Source organism: Bartonella sp. AU15XJBT (assembly GCF_028618615.1).
GTDB lineage: Bacteria > Pseudomonadota > Alphaproteobacteria > Rhizobiales > Rhizobiaceae > Bartonella.
On the sequence record NZ_JAQITG010000021.1, the window covers coordinates 1 to 20,977 of the forward strand.

Below are 20,977 nucleotides of genomic sequence, written 5' to 3' on the forward strand. Positions count from 1 at the left end.
ACAGATTTTTCACGCCTCATTTTGGCAGGCTATTGGCCCATCAAATCGGAAATTGACCCACGCCCTCTCCTTGAGGCAATAGCACTACGCGGTGGGCGCCTATCCTTACCAGCCGTGCTTGACTCCACCACCATGATTTTTCGAGCATTTTCGCTGAGCACGCGACTCGAGCCCATGCGTTTTGGCACCTTAGGGCCAGGTGCAGACAATGCCATTGTTATCCCCAACATGATCATTGTTCCGCTTTCTGCGTTTGATGGTCACTGTCACCGTCTTGGCTATGGAGGTGGTTATTATGACCGTGCGATTGAAGCCCTTGAAAAACAAGGACATAAAATGACCTTATGGGGCATAGGATTTTCGTGTCAGGAGGTTTCCTCTATTCCCAGAGCCGAACATGATCTCCAGGTTCAGGGAATTTTTACAGAAAAAGGTTTCTTAAAACACTAAAATGTGATTAAAGTGCCTATGCGGTTTTTATTTTTAGGTGACATTGTCGCAAACACAAGAGCGGTCCCTATTTTCACAATGCGCTTGTTTTGCGCACACGGACTTTTGTCCATAAAGCGATTTACAAAATGCCAACAATGGATAAAATACCAAAAGCTTATAAAGTAGCGGCTGAATAATTGGCGAGACAATGACCCCAAATTCCCTTTCTGAAACAGCTTCATCTCTTCGTGCACAGCAGCGCAAGAGTGGTTTATTGCGGCGTGAGGCTCTTTCAAAAGAAGAGCGTGCCCTATTTTCACAACGCGCTTGTCGCCACTTTATTGAAACCCTTGAAAAAAAAGGAACAGATTTTTCACGCCTCATTTTGGCAGGCTATTGGCCCATCAAATCGGAAATTGACCCACGCCCTCTCCTTGAGGCAATAGCACTACGCGGTGGGCGCCTATCCTTACCAGCCGTGCTTGACTCCACCACCATGATTTTTCGAGCATTTTCGCTGAGCACGCGACTCGAGCCCATGCGTTTTGGCACCTTAGGGCCAGGTGCAGACAATGCCATTGTTATCCCCAACATGATCATTGTTCCGCTTTCTGCGTTTGATGGTCACTGTCACCGTCTTGGCTATGGAGGTGGTTATTATGACCGTGCGATTGAAGCCCTTGAAAAACAAGGACATAAAATGACCTTATGGGGCATAGGATTTTCGTGTCAGGAGGTTTCCTCTATTCCCAGAGCCGAACATGATCTCCAGGTTCAGGGAATTTTTACAGAAAAAGGTTTCTTAAAACACTAAAATGTGATTAAAGTGCCTATGCGGTTTTTATTTTTAGGTGACATTGTTGGGAACACAGGCTGTAAAGTTGTCTTTGAGCATCTTCCTCAGCTAATTGAGAAATGGCAGCTTGATTTTGTTGTCGTGAATGGTGAAAATGCCTCTGATGGTTTTGGTCTCAAGCAAGAAACGTATCAAGATCTTTTAATGGCGGGTGTTGATGTTGTCACCACCGGCAACCATGCTTTTTCCCACAAAGAAGCCTTACAGTATGCCCATGAGAGTGATCGTTTTTTACGTCCTGCCAATTTCTCGAAAGACACTCCAGGAAGAGGTGCAGGTGTTTTTACCGCAAAAAATGGCGCCCGTGTTCTTGTCGCCAATCTGTTGGGCAGTGTTTTTATGCCGTATAAAGTTACCGATCCCTTTGAAATAGCGGAAAATATTCTGCTCGCCTGTTCCTTGATGGAGCAAGCCGATGCGATTATTTTTGATTTTCACGCAGAGACAACGAGTGAGAAGCAATGTTTTGGCCATTTTCTTGATGGTCGTGTAAGTGTTATCGTTGGCACCCATACACATATTCCCACCGCTGATGCGCAGATTTTAGAAGGCGGCAGTGCTTATTTAACAGATGCTGGCATGTGTGGCGATTACAACTCATCCCTTGGCATGGATAAAGAAGAACCGTTACACCGTTTTCTTTATAAGACAAAGCAAGATCGCTTTGAACCAGCGTGTGGTCCGGCCACCCTTTGTGGTTTCGCGGTTGAGATTTCAGATCGCACTGGTTTAGCAGAAAAGGTCTCAGCGGTACGGATTGGTCCTCATTTAAAGCCTGAAGTTCCAGATTTTTGGTAGGCTTCTTTCAAAGCCCCGCTTTGATGATCGCTCTTCCCAGTCCCCCTTTGATCGCTCTTTCAAAGCCACCTCCTTTGAAGTGTCACGCGCCACTTTTTCCTTTCGGGAACTGTTTTTTGCAAGGCGATTTTTCAAGCCCCCAATATTCCAGCCCCTCATAAATTATAGATCTCTCTATCATTTTCACGCATTTTTACAAATGAACATTTATTAAAATGAGTGAACGAAAAGCAGTGATGATAAAGGCAGATAAAGTATAAAACACAGCTCTTTTTCTATGGGGAAATATAAAGGGTCACACTTTTACGACTCTGTCTCAATAAAAATGATGAAGTAAAATCTTGCAACAAACAGAAAATCTAAAGAACCATTCTTTTGTTTGACCAGTGCATCAAAGCGCTCACGATTTTCTTTTAGCCTTAAATAATTTAAGCGTTGCTAGAAAGTAAAATGTCTTTAGGATTAGAAGAGGGACTCATGACTCTCCAAACTTTAAAACAAAAAAGCACACAAAGCGTTTAAACGCCATGTGTTTACACCGTGTTATTCTTGCGCTTGTAATACCCATTGGGAACAAAGGAAGCTTCTCTCTTTTAAAAATTTATTTTTAGCGAGAGGATTTAAGGTTACACGATGAAACACATTATCTCTTTTTTCGAGCAACGCTACGCTAGAAGGTATCCCCTTACAGCAAAGTTCAAAGGAGCGCTTTTATGAGGCTTTTGCGCTTGTATGCTTTGCTATGAACTGGAACACGAGGACAAATATTGGCAGCACGGGCTCCCCAATGCGCGCGCACTCCTTGACTTTAAATGCTCCAGACTATCCAGATAAAGTTTTGCAACAATGCCTTGGATATCTTCTAACCTTATTAGCAAGAAGGTGATCTGTATTGGCAAGAAGGTAATCTGTCGGCGGCTTTAGAAACATGAGACTCTTTCGTGCAACCGATAGGCACCATTGAAAAAAGAGTCTTATGGGAGTTCCAAAAGATCAAAAAAGTATGACACGTGAATTTAAACGCTTATTGGGAAAGCATGGTAGAGATAAGCTTATTAAGGATAAGGACACGTTTTTAAGCGTTAAGAGGGAAAAAGTGACAGCTTTGGTTCATCATCACACAAAAAGCCATTGTATAAATCATGAATATAAGATTACCTCTCTAGGGTATGGTTGCATTTGTGGGAGGGAGAGTACTGTCATGACGAATGCAGTCGTTGATGAATGGAGGGAGAGATGATGAAAAAAAAAGTTCTTGTGCTATCAGGGGATGGCGTAGGACCAGAGCTCTGTGATGCAGCGTTAATGGTCTTAGAGCAATTTCAATTGCCAATAGAATTCACGCATGGTGATATTGGTTGGAAATGTTGGCAACAGGAAGGGGATTCTGTTCCTCAAGCAACATGGCAAAAAATAGCTGAAAGTGATGCCATTTTACTTGGCACTGTGACAGAACCCGGAAAAGAAGCAGCTTTAAAAGAATGCGCACCACATTTAAAGGAGCAAAACCTTGCCTATGTTTCTCCTATCCTTCAACTTTGCCAAAAGTTAGGTCTGTTTGCCACGATACGTCCGGTAAGATACATTTTTGGTCCGCGAAAACCTTTTGAGTTTTGTGTGATCACAGAGAAGAGTGAAGGTCTCGATGCGGGATTAGATTTTCTGGGTATCACGCCAGAAACATCTGCTTGGTTAAAACATCCTAATTTGACAAAATATGGTGTTGAAGAAGCCGCATGGACAGTCCGTCTACAGACACGCTTTGGTTTAGAGCGATTATTTGACTATGCTTTTTCTTATGCACGTGCGCATGGGATAAAGCGCGTTACTTTTGCTGATAAGCTGAATGTTATGCGAGAAAGTGGACAATTTGCGCAGGAAATATTTGAGAAAATCGCGCAAAACTATCCAGAAATTGAAGCAGATATTCATCATGTTGATATGGTTGCTTTGTGGATTACCACAAAGCCAGAGCAATTTGGTGTGATTGTTGCTGAAAACATGTTTGGCGCTATTCTCTCTGATTGTGCTGCTGGTGTCATGGGCGGATTGGAGCTTGCACCTCAAGCCAATGTAGGAAGCCAGATTGCTTGTTTTAAACCCGCTCATGGAAGCGCCCCAAACATTGCTGGACAGAATAAAACAAACCCTTCTGCCATGCTTTATACCACCGCTTTACTCTTAGAACATTTAGGCTTTCAAGAGGAAGCAAAACAATTATCTCAAAGTGTTGATCAGGTTATTCGTGCGGGGAAAATCGTCCCTTATGATCGAGGAGGCGAAGCCTCATCCCGTCAAATGGCTGAAACTGTTGGCCATTTTCTTGTGAAGCCTATCTCTGTGTATCGTGCAGCCATTATTACTGTAGGTGATGAACTTCTTTCAGGTCAATATTTGAATACGAATTTACAAGATTTAAGCCAAAGCTTGGAAAAAAGAAATATTCAAGTCACGCGTCATTTTGTTTGTGCGGATCAATTACAGCAAATCAGTGAGACGATTGTCTCTTGTCTTGGACAAGAAGATCTTATCCTTATCAGTGGGGGGTTGGGACCAACCTCTGATGATAAAACACGAGATAGCGTTGCCCAAGCTGTAAGGCAACCTTTGGTGCATCATGAAGATGTTTGGCACACAGTAAAAGGTCAATTGGCGCGATTAGGAATTGCACCGGATAAGAATAATGCGCGTCAAGCCTTGTTTCCGAAAACAGCAAAAGTGCTTGATAATCCTACAGGCACAGCCCCTGGTTTTTACCTTTCTTGTGATGAAAGCACACTTGTTGTTTTGCCTGGTCCCCCCTCACAAGCTCTTGCCCTTTTAGAAGATTATTTACAGCAAAATGAGAAGAAATATTCTTCTCTATCGCGCGCGGAGTATGCCTGGACTTTGATTGGAATTGATGAAAGTACCATAGCACATTTTGTTGATCGTCATTTTGCAAATGAACCCTTTGAACGCCATTTTTTATGGAAAAGCCCTTATGTTCTGGTGCAACTGATTGGTCAGTCCTCCACCCCCTTGGCACCACATCTTATCGAAGAATTTGAAAATCATTTTCACCCCTATTTGGTTGGCAGAGAAGTCACCACGGCGTGTAAACAATTAGCCATGCACGCAGAGGTACATTGGTCCATCCATGATCCACAACTTTTAAAATATTTCCACGCCCCAGAAAAAAATGCAAAAAACCTTCCACAGTTTGCGGTTGAAGTGCGCTTATCACCTTCCATCGAGACCCTAGAACAGCAGCAAGAAAGCCTTGGACATGCAACAATAACCGTACAGATGAAAGGCTATGATGAAGATCAACTTACCTTTCCCTATACGCGACCGCTTTTAGGTGTTGTCTTACAAGAATATGCCGCTTGGTTAGTTTTAAAAAGAGTTTTGCAAACGGAAAAAAGCAAATAACCTCTGACAACACGGTAAAAACATTGAAAAAAACGCTTGTCTGGCATTAGCTCCAGTGACTGTTTCTAATTTTTCGACCTCACGAAATATCGTTAGACATGTGGATTTTTAGCTTGCACTGAAAGCCCCCGCCAAGCGCGAGCACCCTCGCATAAGTATTCCGGGAGTCAAAAACACTGAGTTCGAATCAGCTTTTTTGCTTTTAGTGCTGCGCAGCACCTAGGACATGGCAAAAACTCCCGGAATTACGGGATACCCACAAAAGTAGGTTAATTTTTATGATCGAACTTTAGGGTTTTTGAAGCCCTCTTGATCGTTGCGTCTACGACCAAAGTCACCCAAAGTATAAAGTAATTTCGAAAGATTTACAATAAAATTTAAAGCCGTGTTTTATCTTTCAGCAATCAAACACAAGATTGCTTTTTGTTGTTTAGGTTTGAGTTCTCTAAAACTTTTCAAAAGAATATGCTCTTCTTTGCTTGAAATCATTTCTTCATAAGAGCACAAGACATGTTCTTTTGTGGCAATATCAGCTGTTAAAAGATCCGCATAAAAAAAGCTCATCGGAACTTCTAGTTTTTTAGCGATTTCTAGCAAACATCCTGCGCTTACACGATTGGCGCCTTTTTCGTATTTTTGGATTTGCTGAAAACTAACACCTAGATATTTCCCTAATTCCTTTTGAGAAAGCCTCATTGAAATTCGTCTATGGCGAATTTTTCGCCCTATTGAAATGTCATTAAAATGTGGATTTTTAATTTGCACTTTGTGCCCCCTCGGGTTGCGAGCGCCCTCGCATGAGTATTCCGGGAGTCTGAAAGTACTGAGTTTGGATCAGCTTTTTTTGCTTTTAGTGTGCAAGCACACCTGGACATAGCAAAAACTCCCGGAATTCCGGGATACCCACAAAAGTAGGTTAAATTCACGTACCAAACCTTAGGGCTTTCAGACCCTACTGATCGCTGCGTAGACGACCAAAGTTACTCTTTAAGGTATAAAGTAATTTCGAAAGATTTACAATAAAATTTAAAGCCGTGTTTTATCTTTCAGCAATCAAACACAAGATTGCTTTTTGTTGTTTAGGTTTAAGCTCTCTAAAACTTTTCAAAAGGGTATGCTCTTCTTGGCTTGAGGTCATTTCTTCATAAGGTAGCAAGACATGTTCTTTTGTTGAAATATCAGCATAAAAAAAGAAAATAGAGATATCCAATATATCAGCAATTTCTTGTAAGCGCCCTGCCCCCACACGGTTCAATCCTTTTTCATATTTTTGGATTTGTTGGAAGGTCACGCCTAAACGGTGCCCTAATTGTTTTTGAGACATTTTCAACATTTCTCGTCTCAAACGAATTCTCTTGCCTATCAAAATATCGTTAGAATGTGGATTTTTAGCTTGCACTGAAGACCCCCTACCGGTTGCGAGCGCCCTCGCATAAGTATTCCGGGAGTCTGAAAGTACTGAGTTCGAATCAGCTTTTTTTGCTTTTAGTGTGTAGACACACCTGGACATGGCAAAATCTCCCGGAATTCCGGGATACCCACAAAAGTAGGTTAATTTTTATGATCGAACTTTAGGGCTTTCAGACCCTCTTGGTCGTTGCGTCTACGACCAAAGTCACCCTTTAAGGTATAAAGTAATTTCAAAGGATTTACAATAAAATTTAAAGCAGTATTTTATCTCATGAGTAATCAAACACAAGATTGCTTTTTGTTGTTTAGGTTGGAGCTTTTTCAAACTCTTATGCGCGCACTCCAAAACCATGAGATAAAACCTGCGTTTATTGAGAGATAAGAAACCCCTCTTGATTTTTGAGATCCCCCCCCCTCAAAAAGGGAATTTTAAAAATCATGCCGCCCCCAAAATAATTTCCCCCAAGCAATCTCTCTCAGCTGCTTCAATAGAGGCATACCTTTTAAAGTGTTACGCCGTTAACCGTTGAATTTTTGCCCCACATCGCACTAGTTTTTCTTCTAACCGCTCAAATCCACGATCAAGATGATAAACACGATTGACGATTGTTTCTCCCTTTGCTGCCAATGCCGCAATCACCAGAGAAACAGAAGCACGCAAATCCGTCGCCATCACCGGGGCTCCTTGCAAATTCTCTGTTCCATAAACGGTTGCCGTTTGTCCATCGAGTTTTATCTTCGCCCCTAAACGGTTGAGTTCTGGAACATGCATAAAACGATTTTCAAAAATCGTCTCTGTAATATGGGAAATTCCTTCAGCCTGTGTCATAAGCGCCATAAACTGTGCTTGGAGATCCGTTGGGAAAGCAGGATAAGGTCCTGTTTTAATATCAACGGGCATAATTTTTGTATTCCTTGGATTTCGCTTAACATGAATTCCTTGAGGTTCTATTTGAATCTCGAGTCCGGTTTTTTGGAGAACTTTGAGCACTTTTGTGAGATGGTTAGGGTTGGCATTTTTAAGAAAGACATCCCCCCCCGCCATAGCCACCGCCATTGCATATGTTCCCGCTTCGATTCGATCGGCAATGACTCGTATTCTTGTTCCTTTAAGTTTTTTCACCCCTTCAATGGTGAGCGTTGATGTTCCTTCACCGGTTATTTGAGCGCCCATAGCATTCAAGGTTCGAATAAGATTTGTGACTTCTGGTTCACAAGCCGCATTTTCAAGAATGGTTGTTCCCTTTGCCATTGTCGCTGCCATCAACAGTACATGGGTTCCCCCGACCGTGACTTTAGGAAAACGGTAATGAGCCCCTTTTAATCCCTTTGGTGCTTTTGCATGAACATATCCATTTTCAATCGCAATATGGGCCCCTAAAGTTTTCAATCCTTCAAGGATAAAATCGACAGGTCTTGTTCCGATAGCGCACCCCCCAGGAAGCGAAACATAAGCCTCTAGGCACCGTGCAAGTAAAGGCCCAATAACCCAAAAGCTTGCCCGCATTTTTTTCACCAATTCGTAGGGTGCCCGTGTTGTGGCTATTTTTTGCGCGGTAAAATGAATTGTTCTTGAATTGACATAATCATCATGGCACTCTTGTCCATCAACGGCATATCCAACACCGTGATTATTAAGAATACGAATAAGTAATTCAACATCGGCAAGATGAGGAATATTTTCTAGCGTGAGGGTTTCTTCTGTCAACAGCGCCGCAATCATAAGAGGCAATGCAGCATTTTTTGCCCCTGAAATAGGAATTGTTCCTTTAAGTTTTTCCCCACCAACAATTTGAATAGAATCCATAATGTTTTCCCTCTTTTCTTTTGCGCCACCCCTTCCAAAAGTTTTTCCCTCTTTGGAAAGTTATGCTTTATTGATCGTTTTTTTAAAAACGCATTCTAACTATGAAAACAGATTATTGAGAAGTTTGGTTGCAAAGATGCACTAAAAAAAACATTTTTTTGCATTTTAGAGCTCTGACTGCGCTCTTTTTCGACTTTGCTCTTTTCGACGTTTTAGGTTTTGTCGCAATTGTTGAGCCAATCTTTCTTGACGTCGTTTTGCTTTTTCGTCTTGATGATTCATTTCATCGTGTTTTTGTTTTTGATGCATTTGTGTCATTGCGCAACCTTTTGAGCAGTGTTGAGCTTCTATTCAAGCAACTCATGGCTTTAAAAAATATCTATAAGAGTATAAGAACACTATGTCATGACATAAGATACGTTTTCTTGCAAGAATATACAAATGTTCTCTTGCCTATTTTCTGACAATATGGCACAAGACAGCGCAAAGATTGAAAACGGCTGCGGTAGCTCAGTGGTAGAGCACTCCCTTGGTAAGGGAGAGGTCGAGAGTTCAATCCTCTCTCGCAGCACCATTTTATTCTTCTTCTTTTGCCTCGCTCTTCTTCCCTATAAGCCACCAATTTTTTCTTTGCCCTCCCTCCATCGGCTTTATCGAATCCTCTATCCTTTAAACCATGCATGCGCTTTAATGTCTTCACAATCAATGGCGTCAATGACGCACTTAATCTCCAAAAAGCTCCGCGAACAAGTTTTGAAATTGACGCGATACGAAAGAATAGTTCTCACCCCCCATTGCTTTCCCCTTCTTTCCTTCATATAAAATGCCCTATTCCCCCTTATCCCTCTTTGCGCCAAGCCTCACTGTTGCAACACCCCTTAGATCCCATTTCCCCTTGGCTTTTGTATAGACATCTTGCATAGATATTTTTATTTTTTGAGAATGTTTTTCCCCATGAGACCACTCCGCTTGTGATATGCAGACAAATGATTTTGCTTGATTCAATACAAGAGCGTTTGAATAAGGAAATTTGAAATAAGAACATCCTCACGCTATTTCGGGCTCTCATTGGATTTCAATAATTATTATAAACCGATTGTTTGAACACACCTCATTGATCCCCTTAGCCCGCGCGCCCCACGCAAATCATCTTATCTTTCCAGCCTCTCTGTCCAGCCCAAGCGACATGCAACACAAGCATTCTCTGAAAAAAATTAGAATAAGCTTCATCGATCCTATTCGTCATTGATAACAGATATAACAGAGCCATTTCGACACCCTCCTCTCAACTTAATTTCCCCCTTGTGCTCCCTATCCCCTGCAAAGACAACAACAAGCAACGATCCCCCCTTCAACAATCCCTCAATAAGCCACCCCATAAACCCAATATCCCCATAAACCCAATATCTCATGAGCTAGCCACCCCATGAGCCAGACAATTGATAGCCCGCTTTTTCAAAGAAGATTCCTCATTGCCAATTTTATGCCCAACCTTTTCCACGAGCTCTCATCCGCACTTCTTTCAAGACGCATCCTTTTTATACGAATACTTTGATTGATACTAATAGCGTTATTCCTCTTGAAGAAGAACCCGAAGAGCAAAAAATTCTCTCCCTTACTGTTCTATTGCAATCAATCAAACTCATATCACTTACAGTTCACAAGCAAAAAGATCCCTATGACGTGGAACGGTACAAGAAAAGCATACCTCTTCATAAGCCCCCACAGTGAACATACGCATGAATTATCTCAAGAGCCAAAGCCCATCTCGCAATAAAACCCATATCTAAAACCCGTGTCGCAAGATTGGGAGCGCGCCAAAGATGGGGGCTTTTTTTCATGAAGTAAGATGGGGTGCACAATATTTATAATTGACAGAGCTTTATATACCCCTCACGATATTGCTCACAAGCGCCAGTATGAAATTCATGAACACCGGCATGCCATGGGGATCAAACGAGTATGAAATGAGCTTGGAGCAAGATATTTTTTTAAAACAAGCGCGTAAATGTGCAACAACAAGTATATTTCATTTAGAATATTTTGGATATACCCTATTCCTGCCCTAGAACAAGCATTTTGGCTACAGCGCCCACCTTATATTTTCATATTTTCTGCTGTCACATCTCCTCCAACAAATAAAAACCCCGCCTAAGCGGGGTTTTAACCTGTACCACACCCTTATTTAGATACAATACAACATTATCGCAGTTTTCATTAAACACGTTCTTACAGATATTTGCAACACAAAAATAACACATATTGATCTATTCAACAGAAATCACTTATAAAAGCGCGTTAGAAATAAAAGACTATAGATTGCTTAAAAGATACCCCATGTTTAAACGGTTTATTTTATTTGCTATAACAATAAGCGCTGTTTTATTCACGCATCATACAACAAGTGGCTGTACAAAAGATGACTTTTTCGTTGGGAGTACTTCTCCGATCCATTGTATTTCCAAAGAATATATAAAACAAAAAATAAAAAAGAAGATATTGGAAAAAGAACACGAAAAAGAATGATTAGAGCTTGAAAAATTTTCTGTTCCTGCTTGTCCAAGTGGAGAGTTTCCTGTTTATCATGGTTTTTCTATTATCGATTGTGTTTCAGAGGAAGAACTAAAACAAAGTCGTCTTAATAAAGATAAGCTTAATATAATGAAATTATCCCTGCAATGGTTTATCGTAGGCTTCATAATAACGACACTAATGTCTGTTCCCATTTGTTTACTTTGGCGTTTTAAATTTAAAATTCCTGCCTATTTATTTACAATCATAACAACCTTGGCTATTATTACCGCCCCTTTTATCTTTGATTTATCGTCTCTCTTTTAATCTATTTTTGTAAAAAACACTTCTAAAAGCATGAAGAATATCCGATATTTTCAAGCGTTTTGAACTGTCTCTCTCCTCTAGACTTAAGTATAGCCCCCTCCTTCAAGATAATTTTCTACATATTTTCAATATAAAATAACAAATATTGATCTATTCAAAAGGAATCCGTTAAGCTATCCTATAAAAATAAGAACAATGCACAAGTAGCAGTATTTAATGAGCTTAAATGAAGACGATTATTATGGAATTCTTGGTGTAAGCTACGAATGCAATGATAAACAGATAAAATCTGCTTTTCGTAAATTAGCGCTACAATACCACCCTGATCATAATTCTAGCCCCGAAGCTAAACAAAAATTCAGAAAAATTCTTGAAGCCTATGAAATTCTTAAAGATCCTCAAAAAAGAGCTGTTTACAATCAGTTCTATCATGAAACTTTTAAAGACCATCACAAGACTTTTGAAATTAATAAAGAGAATAGACGACACTATGATAGTAATCGTATAATTTTCAATGATATCAAGCGTATAATTTTCATTATTTGTGGAATATCACCTCTCATTTATGGTATAATTTCGCTTTTTACGTGGAATATAAAGCTAGGCATAATAAGTATCGGATTGTTAATTCTCATCAGTAGAAAAGGATACCTGGCAAAGATTGGTCAATTGATCGTCTGGCTCATCCTCTTCCAAGCATTTTTAGCATTTATCAGATTGATATGGAGAATTATCTGATAAAAGTACTTTTGAAGCGCCTTAAGAGTAACCCGAAGCGAATTCACAAGGTGTGGTAATTTTTGCTCTTCTATAACAAGAGATTGTTGAGAACCATAAAGGTATATAGCGTCTCTATCCGTTCTTTCCTTATCCCCCCGTTTCTCCTCCATTTTCTTCCTCGACCGCCCCCACCTTTCCCCAATAAGCCCACTTAATTCCACATAGTCTTTTTCTCATGCCCCTCCCTCCTTTTTTCATATCGGTAAAAAAACGCCCCCCACAAAACGGCTATCCCCCAACATTTTCCCCCAATGAACGGGGGCACACACACCCTTCTCTCGCCAGTAAAAAAACACTTGTCCGGCAACTTGACCATCATAAAGGGGGCCTTTTATTGCCCCCCGCACACGCAATATAAAAGTGCTCCTAACCCGCGCCCCCGTCTCCTCGCTCTCCCCAACATCTTGCCCCACAGTGCTTCCTTATCCCCTACTTGGCTCCCCTCTAAAACACCTTCCGCCATTTTCCCAAGCAATGCTTGTCACGCTAAGTGTCTTTCCCCCTCCAACACCCACGCTTTTCTGCCTAGCCTTGTGACAAAAGCTTTGCCCCTCATCAACGCTGTACAGATCCGCCTCTACCCCGTCTCATTCTTGTTTTACCTTCCAGCAGATGTTTTGTCTTCATTCCAAGCACCCTTTCTTCCCCCTCCTTCAAAGCACTATCTGTTCTTATTCCAGAGCCTGTCTCAAAACGCTGAATATGCTGTACCATCTTCTCCAAAGCCTCATTAAAACGACTAATTTCATTTTCAAGCTTGCTGATATAGGCTTCATCACGATAAGCGCGTTTAATCAAAGGAGGCATATCTGGCCAATAGAGCATCAAATCCACCCATTCGCGTTGAGAAATCCATAAACCTCCTTGACATTGAGCTTTATGTTCTGCTGGAAAATTTTTTTGCGCAAAATGAGGGATCAAAATTTCAGGTTTTTTTGTTTTAATTTCCAACAAGCCATTTTTTCCCACAAAAGCATCGGGAGAAAATCCTTTTCTGCGATCATCTGCTAAAACAAAGCCAATACATTCCGGCTCTGTCTGTGTCAGTTTTCCATAAAGATGTCGTGCGCTTGGTTCTAACTCTGTCCCGCGTCGCTGAGAAAGCGTTGTCCCTTCTTCCACGGTTTTTCCGGTAATTCTTTCTCCTGCCAATTTCATCATCACGCTATGATATCGTGATGTTTTTTGCCCCTGTTTTTTTTGTGCCATGACCATCTCAAACAAAGAAGCTGTAATCAAACCATTCCGCGCTTTATGCCATTCCTCTGTTCCCTGAATACAATCGATAATGATTGGCATGTTTTCCTCCTTTATCTGGTGCTTTTTTGACAAAATATTCTCTTTGAAACATCACACTTTATCTATCCCCCACACGCACCCCTCCTCATTGTGCCGCTGAAAACGCAAAAGACGCATCCTCCCCCAACGCCCCCGCGAACACCTCGCACATACTCTTTTCTCTCGCACACACCTCCTTTCTCTCGACTTGCACCCCCATATCGGCAAAAAATTCCTTCAATCAGCTCCTCCTCGATAGACGGAAACATAACGCGCACCACTGTCTCCCCCATAGAAAACTACTTGCTTTTCATTGCCCCCCGCACACGCAATACAAAAGTGGACAAAACCGCCCCCGTCTCCTTTCTCTCCCCAACATCTTGCCCCAAAGTGCTTCCTTATCCCCTACTTGGCTCCCCCCAAACCGCCCGCCATTTCCCCAAGCAATACTTTCACCCACACAACTAAGCTGCCTGCTTGCGTCCTCCTCCAACACCCACCTGCTTTTCCACCTACTTTTGCCTTGTGATGAAAGCTTTCCCCTTCAAACACCGCTCGCCATCTTCCCAAGCAATACTTGTCATTCCAAGCTTCTGGCGTCTCCCTTCAACATCCACTTGCCCCTTGAATTTACCTTTTTATAGAAATTTTTCCCCATTCAACGCTGTACGACTGCTCCTCTGCCTCTCTCGCACTTCACTGTCCAACAGACGTTTTGCTTGTCACTCCAAGCCCACTAATCGTACCATCCTCTTCACCCTCCCTCATTTCCTTATCCCTCAAAAATCAACCAACCGCCCACCAACTTCTCCCCCTCACACGCCGCACTCGCGCACACCTCCTTTCTCCCGACTTGCCCCCCCATCGGCTAAAAAACTCCCCCACAAAACGGCTCCCCCCCAACATTTTCCCCCAAAGTGCTTCCTTATCCCCTACTTGGCTCCCCCCCAAAACCGCCCGCCATTTCCCAAAATACTTGTCACACACTAAGCCCCCTGCTTGCGTCCTCCTCCAACACAAAAATTCGCTCTTCTCCCCCCCTCTTAAACTTGCCCATTTATAGGTGTGACTTATTCAACTTGCTGTACTTATTCAACTTGCTGTACTTGGCTACCTCTCTTCATCCCCGCCTCACCCTCATTTTCGTTCTCCAGCATGCTTTCACTTGTCGCTCCAAGCCCCTCCAATGGTACCGTTCTCTTCACCCCTCCCTCATTTCCTTATCCCTCAAAAATCAACCAACCGCCCGCCAACTTCTCCTCCTCACACGCCGCACTCACACACACCTCCTTTTTCCCGACTTGCCCCCCCCCATCGGCTAAAAAATTCCCCACAAAACGGCTTCCCCTCCCAACATCTTCCCCCAATGAACGAAAGCACAACGGGCGCCATTCTCTCCCCAATGAAAAAATACTTGTCCCGTCAATTATCCGGCAACCTGGTCATCATGGGGGGAGAGCCTTTTTTCCATGCTGCTATTGCACAACAGAAAAATCATAGCAGCAATATTCTTCTGCCAAGTTTTTTGCCATAGACTGAGCCGCCTCTTGCGATATGAAAAGAACAGCGTTATGTTTTTGTGGTTCGAGTCTGATGAGATTTCGAGTTTTTCCAGCGTAATAAAGTGGAAACCCTTGATAAGAAGTCTTGAGATAACTTGACATGATTACCACCAATAATCTGACAAGACATCACAGGGACGTAAACGATGCTGTTTTTCATAAGAGCCATAGAGATTATCTTCATAATCGCGCGCCACTCTTTCATCTAAACACGCATGATAGGCTTCACTATTCAAAATGAAGGGCTGCAATTGTGTATTTTCTTCATTTATTTCGTAATTTTCCGCGTAAAAATCAGCGATTTGTTCTGTCACGTCTTCCGCATGATTGGTTGTAAGATCAAGGCGTAAAACTTTATAAACAGTTTCAGATTCTTCAATCAGTTCGAGTACTGCTTCGATTTCGTCGATTGGTCCTTCATAGGTATCAGGTTTTTCGTCTTCGCAAAGAATGATAATGATTTCATCCTCTTTAACGAATGGAATATTTTTCATGATTTCCCCCTTTAGATAGTTGATAAAGCATAGCTTCATCTTGACAAGATCAAATATACCGTTAGTCTTATATCCTCTATAGGAGAGATGTCAACCATTTTATCCTTCATAAAAGATATATTTTAAATCTTTGCGGGGCTCAAATGACATATATAAATAAAGATCAGTTATTCCTTATTCTCCTCCTGTTCTTTTGTTGTTCTCTATTTGTTCTTACTCAATTGCAATTATAAAAACACAGGAGAGGTAAAATGAGTGATATAATATTAATAGAATACTGGAGTCGTCTTGATTCAAAAGCACAGAAGGAACTTATTTTGAAGCTTCGTCAATGGGTCGCCGCAAAAGAGTCAAAATCGCCTGTCTCTCTTCCGGAGAGAGTTTTGAAATAAGCTCTATAAATTCTTTATCTTCAGGACTGACTTCCTTACCGTAAAGAATATAATTCATACTGATATCAATCGCGTGACAAATTCGCGAGAGAGATTCGATTGTTGGTTCTTTTCCTTCAGAAAGGATAGAATGGAGATATCCCGCACCTTTACCGGCAGCGAGAGAGATAGATCTCTTTGAGCGTCCGCTTTTTTCCAAAGCGGTCCTTAATCTTTTACGCCAACCATCGATATTCATAATTTCACCATATAGCGCGTCTTTTGAAAAAAACACGTCCTTTTTACAAAACGGGCTTGCAATATCCTCTAAAAAGGATAAAATTAAGGGGGCAAATTTTAATTTTCAGGGGGAAATACAAAATCATTTTTCACTCATAAAAACACTTTAACCACACGATAGGATGCAAGAGACAACCTCCAAAAGCTGATGCATTGAGAAGTGTTGTCCTCTTTATTTTTTCCATCACCGCAATCTCAAATTGTAGTTTTCATGCCCTTCAAGCCCCCCACTCATTTACAAACATCATCAAAAAGCCCTTTCGTCATTAAGCAGAGCCAAGCGCAACATGAGCTAAATTTCTGTTTGCGCTTTTATCATCAATAAAACTGTATAAGAAAGAAGAAAGTAGATTGCCGTATGAAACACGCTAATCAACAAGAAACTCCTCACTATGAATCGTCTAGGCTTCCGTATGTTTGTTGGTATCAAAATGACTTTCTAGGCGGTGTTCGTGGCATGCGCGCACACGAGATTGGAATTTATACGATTCTTCTCAATGAAATGTATGCACGCGGTCGTCCTCTAGAAATATCAGAAGAACGTTTAGCGCGTCTTTGCGGTTGTGACAAGCGAACTTTTGTTAATGTTTTAGAAATGCTAATCCGCGAGGGTAAGATTTTAAATTTAGCCAATGGCTTATGGAACCAGCGTTGCGAAAATGTTTTTCAAGAGCGTGAAAAATTGCTTGAGCAAAAATCCTTTGCGGGACGTTCTTCGGCAAAAAAGCGCAAGAAAATCAATGCTGAGATTCAACAACTGCTTAACGAGCGGACAAAAGATGGTGAACAAAGCTTAGAAGCTCAAAAGGCAGAAGAAAAGAAAACACCTATCGGTGTTTTTGAAAAGAAAATGTTGTCTGATGAGTCAGAAACTTCCCTTTCCTACCAAGAGCGTTTTGAACAAAGTGCTCAACGTCTCACTTCGGCTCTTTCTTCCCCACCCATCTCCCCACCACCAGAAGAAACGGAGCACGAAAATGCCTGCGCCACCGCTCCCCAAGCAGAGGCACGAGGGGTCCCTCTCCCACAAATTGTCGCACAAAAAACCACCCCCTCAAGCGTTCCCAAAGGGCACCGTCTTCCTGAAACTTGGCAAGCAGACATCAAGGCGGCCGTTTCAGAAGGTTTGAGTGAGAGCCAAGCCCAATGGCAAGCCAAAAAGTTTCGCGATTATTGGCAAGCGAAAAGTGGCAAAGAAGCCCTCAAAGCAGACTGGCAAGCCACATGGCGCAACTGGTTTCGCTATGAAATCGAACGGCTGGAGCAGCAAAAACAGGGGGACTCCTCCTCTCTCATCTCTCAAAGCAACGAGAATCTTTACCGCAGTCTGATCAACTATAGCGACACTTGTTGACACCACACACGCAACCACTTTCTCAAACAAACAACGCGGGGGCCCAAATGTTTCAAAACCAAGAACAAAACCACATCAAACAAAACAACCTTGAGCACAACAACGGGCATAAAAACACCCCGTGGAGCAATCGTTCACACAGCAAAACGCGTCACCATCACCCCCTCTGCTCTCATCACAACAACGCATACCCCACACGCCTCATCTTTTCCGCACAAAGGAACACAACACCTTGCAGCCGCCCCACATCCACCTTCTCTTTCACGAACACACCTTACCCCACCACTGCTTTTGCGCAAAAGCTTACCTTCCCAGGCAAGCAAGCAGACATCAAGGCGGCCGTTTCAGAAGGTTTGAGTGAGCGCCAAGCCCAATGGCAAGCCAAAAAGTTTCGCGATTATTGGCAAGTAAAAAGCGGTAAAGAAGCCCTCAAAGCGGACTGGCAAGTACCATAGCGCTACGGATCTCAAGATCAGATCGAACCACGAGAACCGCAAAACAGCCCCCCACAGCAAAATAAATCTTTGAGAAACACGAATAACATCCCGAAGACCCATGAGCACAATTTTTGAAATCAAACAAAAACTTATCGCACAAGCAGATAGAATAGCAGAAATGCTTCTTCCCCAAGGGCATAAACGCGGCAATCATTGGATTGTTGGCAACACACGCGGGGAAGCCGGACAAAGTTTATCGATTTGCTTAAGCGGCAGTAAAGCAGGCCTTTGGTATGATTTTGCAGAAGGCATTGGAGGCGATATTTTAGACCTTTGGTGTGAAGTCAAAGGCATTAGCCTCTCTCAAGCCTTAGAAGAAGCACGCACAACTCTCAATTTGACACGCCCCAAACCTTTTATGGTCCCTCATCGTTCCTATCACCGTCCACCGGTTCCTAAAGGGGACACCCCGCAAAATCTCGTAAAAAACTATCTCCATAAAGAACGCTGCATCCCGCTAGAAATTATAAAACGTTACCGCATAGGAGAAGAAGGCGAAAAAATCATTTTCCCCTTTTATAAACCTGATGGCACCCTTGCTTTAGTCAAAGAACGGCTCGCTCAAGCGGGAGCAAAAACAAAACCTACAGCCGCCCAATGTGAACCGATTTTATTTGGTTGGCAAGCCCTTTACCCCACAAACCACACACCCACGCACACCTCACAACCCACACCCTCAGCAACCCACGCCGCCACGCACGCCTCCCAACCCGCGCCCTCAGCAACCCACGCCGCCACACCCGCCTCCCAACCCACACCCTCAGCAACCCACGCCGCCACACCCGCCTCCCAACCCACACCCTCAGCAACCCACGCCGCCACACCCGCCTCCCAACCCGCGCCCTCAGCAACCCACGCCGCCACACCCGCATCCCAACCCGCGCCCTCAGCAACCCACGCCGCCACACCCGCCTCCCAACCCGCGCCCTCAGCAACCCACGCCGCCACACCCGCATCCCAACCCACACCCACAACAGCCCACACCACCACGCACGCCTCCCAACCCGCGCCCACAACAGCCCACACCACCACGCACGCCTCCCAACCCGCGCCCACAACAGCCCACACCACCACGCACGCCTCCCAACCCGCGCCCACAACAGCCCACACCACCACGCACGCCTCACAACCCACACCCACAACAGCCAACATACCCACACACGCGCCCCAACCCACATCCGCAATAGCCCACACCACCACGCACACCTCTCACCCCATACCCTCAACAACCCACACCTCTACACACGCCTCTCAACCCACATCCACAACAGCCCACACCGCCACGCACACCTCCCAACCCGCGCCCGCAGCAGCCAACACCGCCACACACGCGCCGCAACCCACATCCACAGCAGCCAACACCACCACGCACGCCTCACAACCCGCACCCGCAACAGCCAACACCACCACACAGACCTCACAACCCGCGCCCGCAACAGCCCACACCACCACGCACGCGCCGCACCCCGCACCCGCAACAGACCACGCCCCAACACATGCCTCTCAACCCACACTCGCAACAACTCACGCGCCCCACCACACCTCCTCAGATCACGCGTCGTTTCCCACGCTTTCTTCAACAAGCCGGACCATTGTCATCACGGAAGGGGAAATTGATGCGCTTTCGCTCGCCGCCTATGGATATCCGGCGGTCTCTGTACCCTTTGGCGGGGGAAAGGGCGGGAAACACAATTGGATTGAAAATGAATTTGATCATTTAGAAGCTTTTGAAACCATTTTTTTAGCCACCGATATGGACCAGCCTGGAGAAGAAGCCGCCCATGAAATTGCCAGCAGGCTTGGACGCCACCGTTGCTACCGTGTCCGCTTACCCCGCAAAGATGCCAATGATTGTTTAACCGCAGGCATTGATGCAGCCACCATAAAAGCAGCTTTTTCTTCAGCAAAAAGCTTTGCACCAGAAGGCTTACGGCGCGCCTCAGACTATAAAGATCAAGTGATTGGGCTTTTTTGGCCAGAGCCTGAAAAACATCTTGGCTATACGGTTCCCTATCCGAAACTGAAGGACAAATTGCATTTTCGCCCCGCAGAATTAACGCTTTGGAGCGGTGCCAGTGGAGCAGGCAAAAGCCAATTGTTGTCCGACTGTATTCCCCATTGGATTGCGCAAAACAGCCGTCTTTGCTTAGCATCTCTAGAGATGAAAGGAGAACAATCCCTCCGGCGTTTAACCAAACAAACGGGCGGCTTAGAAAAGCCTACAAAAGAGACCATTGAACGTATTTTGCATTTTTTAGACAATGGGCTTATTCTTTATGAACATGTTGGTAAATCAAGTGTCGACACCTTGCTTGATGTCTTTGATTATTGCCGCGCACGCTATGGTTGCGATCAATTTATTATCGACAGTCTGATGCGCCTTGGCATTGCCTCTGATGATTATGCGGGACAAGAACAAGCGGTTTATAAAATGGTGGATTGGGCTGTTTTAAACAGTGTGCATATTCATCTTGTCGCCCATGCCCGCAAAGGGGGTCTCGATAAAGATATCCCCGGAACAGAAGATATCAAAGGTGCCTCAGAAATTGGTGCCAATGCTTTTAACATCATCACCATTTGGCGCAATCGATCCTTAGAAGACAAAATCTTCGCCGCCTCGCTAGCCCAAGAAAAAGCAGATTTAGCCAAACGCCCCGGTGTCATTATGAATATTGCCAAACAACGCTCTGGTGATTTTGAAGGCAAAGTCGGTCTTTGGTTTGATCCCCAAACCTACCGCTATCGCTGTTCTTTTGAACAACCACCCCCACGGCGTTATCTTTAAC

General features: G+C 43.6%; 20 protein-coding genes, 1 tRNA gene and 1 pseudogene. 10 read left to right on the top strand and 12 right to left on the bottom strand.

The features are described from left to right. From PVV57_RS07920 to PVV57_RS07940, 5 genes are all read left to right on the top strand, one after another. Nucleotides 1-450 (top strand): 5-formyltetrahydrofolate cyclo-ligase (locus PVV57_RS07920; RefSeq protein WP_273783807.1); only part of this gene is annotated, 450 nt, incomplete at its 5' end. A gap of 190 nt (nucleotides 451-640) precedes the next feature. Further along, complete coding sequence (locus PVV57_RS07925; protein ID WP_273719208.1) at nucleotides 641-1,246, top strand: 5-formyltetrahydrofolate cyclo-ligase; 606 nt, start codon at nucleotides 641-643, stop codon at nucleotides 1,244-1,246. Between the two features lie 18 nt (nucleotides 1,247-1,264). Further along, nucleotides 1,265-2,086: a TIGR00282 family metallophosphoesterase gene (locus tag PVV57_RS07930; protein ID WP_273719240.1), complete on the top strand. Its 822-nt coding sequence runs from the start codon at nucleotides 1,265-1,267 to the stop codon at nucleotides 2,084-2,086. Between the two features lie 976 nt (nucleotides 2,087-3,062). Continuing rightward, nucleotides 3,063-3,326: a hypothetical protein gene (locus tag PVV57_RS07935; RefSeq protein ID WP_273783808.1), complete on the top strand. Its 264-nt coding sequence runs from the start codon at nucleotides 3,063-3,065 to the stop codon at nucleotides 3,324-3,326. Then, nucleotides 3,326-5,500: an isocitrate/isopropylmalate family dehydrogenase gene (locus PVV57_RS07940; protein ID WP_273719241.1), complete on the top strand. Its 2,175-nt coding sequence runs from the start codon at nucleotides 3,326-3,328 to the stop codon at nucleotides 5,498-5,500. Before PVV57_RS07935 ends, PVV57_RS07940 begins: the two co-directional genes overlap by 1 nt. Nucleotides 5,501-5,890: 390 nt before the next feature. Here the strand turns inward: PVV57_RS07940 and PVV57_RS07945 are convergent, their stop codons facing one another. From PVV57_RS07945 to PVV57_RS07960, 4 genes are all read right to left on the bottom strand, one after another. Beyond that, entirely contained in the window at nucleotides 5,891-6,265 is a 375-nt protein-coding gene (locus tag PVV57_RS07945; RefSeq protein WP_273719210.1) for a helix-turn-helix transcriptional regulator, read from the bottom strand. Nucleotides 6,266-6,539: 274 nt separating this feature from the next. Then, the gene (locus PVV57_RS07950; RefSeq protein ID WP_273783810.1) at nucleotides 6,540-7,010 is read right to left on the bottom strand and encodes a helix-turn-helix domain-containing protein; all 471 of its coding nucleotides are present in this window, start codon (nucleotides 7,008-7,010) and stop codon (nucleotides 6,540-6,542) included. Nucleotides 7,011-7,421: 411 nt separating this feature from the next. Beyond that, a complete protein-coding gene (gene murA, locus PVV57_RS07955) occupies nucleotides 7,422-8,717 on the bottom strand; it encodes a UDP-N-acetylglucosamine 1-carboxyvinyltransferase (protein ID WP_273783812.1) in 1,296 nt (431 codons plus the stop codon). A 165-nt stretch (nucleotides 8,718-8,882) separates the two neighbouring features. Further along, entirely contained in the window at nucleotides 8,883-9,035 is a 153-nt protein-coding gene (locus PVV57_RS07960) for a hypothetical protein (protein WP_273719215.1), read from the bottom strand. A 181-nt stretch (nucleotides 9,036-9,216) separates the two neighbouring features. Here PVV57_RS07960 and PVV57_RS07965 point away from each other — a divergent pair. Further along, nucleotides 9,217-9,291 (top strand) — tRNA-Thr (locus PVV57_RS07965). Nucleotides 9,292-9,840: 549 nt separating this feature from the next. Here the strand turns inward: PVV57_RS07965 and PVV57_RS07970 are convergent. Both PVV57_RS07970 and PVV57_RS07975 read right to left on the bottom strand, forming a co-directional pair. Beyond that, nucleotides 9,841-9,987, bottom strand: a complete 147-nt coding sequence (locus PVV57_RS07970; protein ID WP_273719216.1) for a hypothetical protein — start codon at nucleotides 9,985-9,987, stop codon at nucleotides 9,841-9,843. Continuing rightward, nucleotides 9,953-10,129 (bottom strand): hypothetical protein, encoded by a 177-nt coding sequence (locus tag PVV57_RS07975; RefSeq protein WP_273760955.1) that lies wholly within the window; start codon nucleotides 10,127-10,129, stop codon nucleotides 9,953-9,955. Before PVV57_RS07975 ends, PVV57_RS07970 begins: the two co-directional genes overlap by 35 nt. Before the next feature lie 1,642 nt (nucleotides 10,130-11,771). Between PVV57_RS07975 and PVV57_RS07980 the strand changes: the two are divergent. Beyond that, a pseudogene (locus PVV57_RS07980) lies at nucleotides 11,772-12,005 on the top strand (DnaJ domain-containing protein); the annotation flags it as partial. A 524-nt stretch (nucleotides 12,006-12,529) separates the two neighbouring features. Here PVV57_RS07980 and PVV57_RS07985 read toward each other — a convergent pair. From PVV57_RS07985 to PVV57_RS08010, 6 genes are all read right to left on the bottom strand, one after another. Beyond that, a complete protein-coding gene (locus PVV57_RS07985) occupies nucleotides 12,530-12,748 on the bottom strand; it encodes a hypothetical protein (protein ID WP_273783813.1) in 219 nt (72 codons plus the stop codon). Between the two features lie 142 nt (nucleotides 12,749-12,890). Continuing rightward, complete coding sequence (locus PVV57_RS07990) at nucleotides 12,891-13,634, bottom strand: lambda exonuclease family protein (RefSeq protein WP_273783815.1); 744 nt, start codon at nucleotides 13,632-13,634, stop codon at nucleotides 12,891-12,893. Between the two features lie 765 nt (nucleotides 13,635-14,399). Continuing rightward, the gene (locus PVV57_RS07995; protein ID WP_273719221.1) at nucleotides 14,400-14,600 is read right to left on the bottom strand and encodes a hypothetical protein; all 201 of its coding nucleotides are present in this window, start codon (nucleotides 14,598-14,600) and stop codon (nucleotides 14,400-14,402) included. A 488-nt stretch (nucleotides 14,601-15,088) separates the two neighbouring features. Continuing rightward, nucleotides 15,089-15,277, bottom strand: coding sequence for a hypothetical protein (locus PVV57_RS08000; RefSeq protein ID WP_273719222.1), 189 nt, complete (start codon nucleotides 15,275-15,277; stop codon nucleotides 15,089-15,091). Nucleotides 15,278-15,279: 2 nt separating this feature from the next. After that, nucleotides 15,280-15,669 carry a hypothetical protein gene (locus tag PVV57_RS08005; RefSeq protein ID WP_273719223.1) on the bottom strand — a complete coding sequence of 130 codons (390 nt, stop codon included), beginning with the start codon at nucleotides 15,667-15,669 and terminating at the stop codon, nucleotides 15,280-15,282. Nucleotides 15,670-15,981: 312 nt separating this feature from the next. Beyond that, entirely contained in the window at nucleotides 15,982-16,299 is a 318-nt protein-coding gene (locus PVV57_RS08010; protein ID WP_273719224.1) for a helix-turn-helix domain-containing protein, read from the bottom strand. Nucleotides 16,300-16,698: 399 nt separating this feature from the next. Here PVV57_RS08010 and PVV57_RS08015 point away from each other — a divergent pair, with 399 nt between their 5' ends. From PVV57_RS08015 to PVV57_RS08025, 3 genes are all read left to right on the top strand, one after another. Next, a complete protein-coding gene (locus PVV57_RS08015) occupies nucleotides 16,699-17,694 on the top strand; it encodes a DUF1376 domain-containing protein (protein ID WP_273783817.1) in 996 nt (331 codons plus the stop codon). Nucleotides 17,695-17,741: 47 nt separating this feature from the next. Continuing rightward, nucleotides 17,742-18,149, top strand: a complete 408-nt coding sequence (locus tag PVV57_RS08020; RefSeq protein ID WP_273760957.1) for a hypothetical protein — start codon at nucleotides 17,742-17,744, stop codon at nucleotides 18,147-18,149. A 100-nt stretch (nucleotides 18,150-18,249) separates the two neighbouring features. After that, nucleotides 18,250-20,976, top strand: a complete 2,727-nt coding sequence (locus tag PVV57_RS08025) for a toprim domain-containing protein (protein ID WP_273783818.1) — start codon at nucleotides 18,250-18,252, stop codon at nucleotides 20,974-20,976. Nucleotide 20,977: the final 1 nt, after the last annotated feature.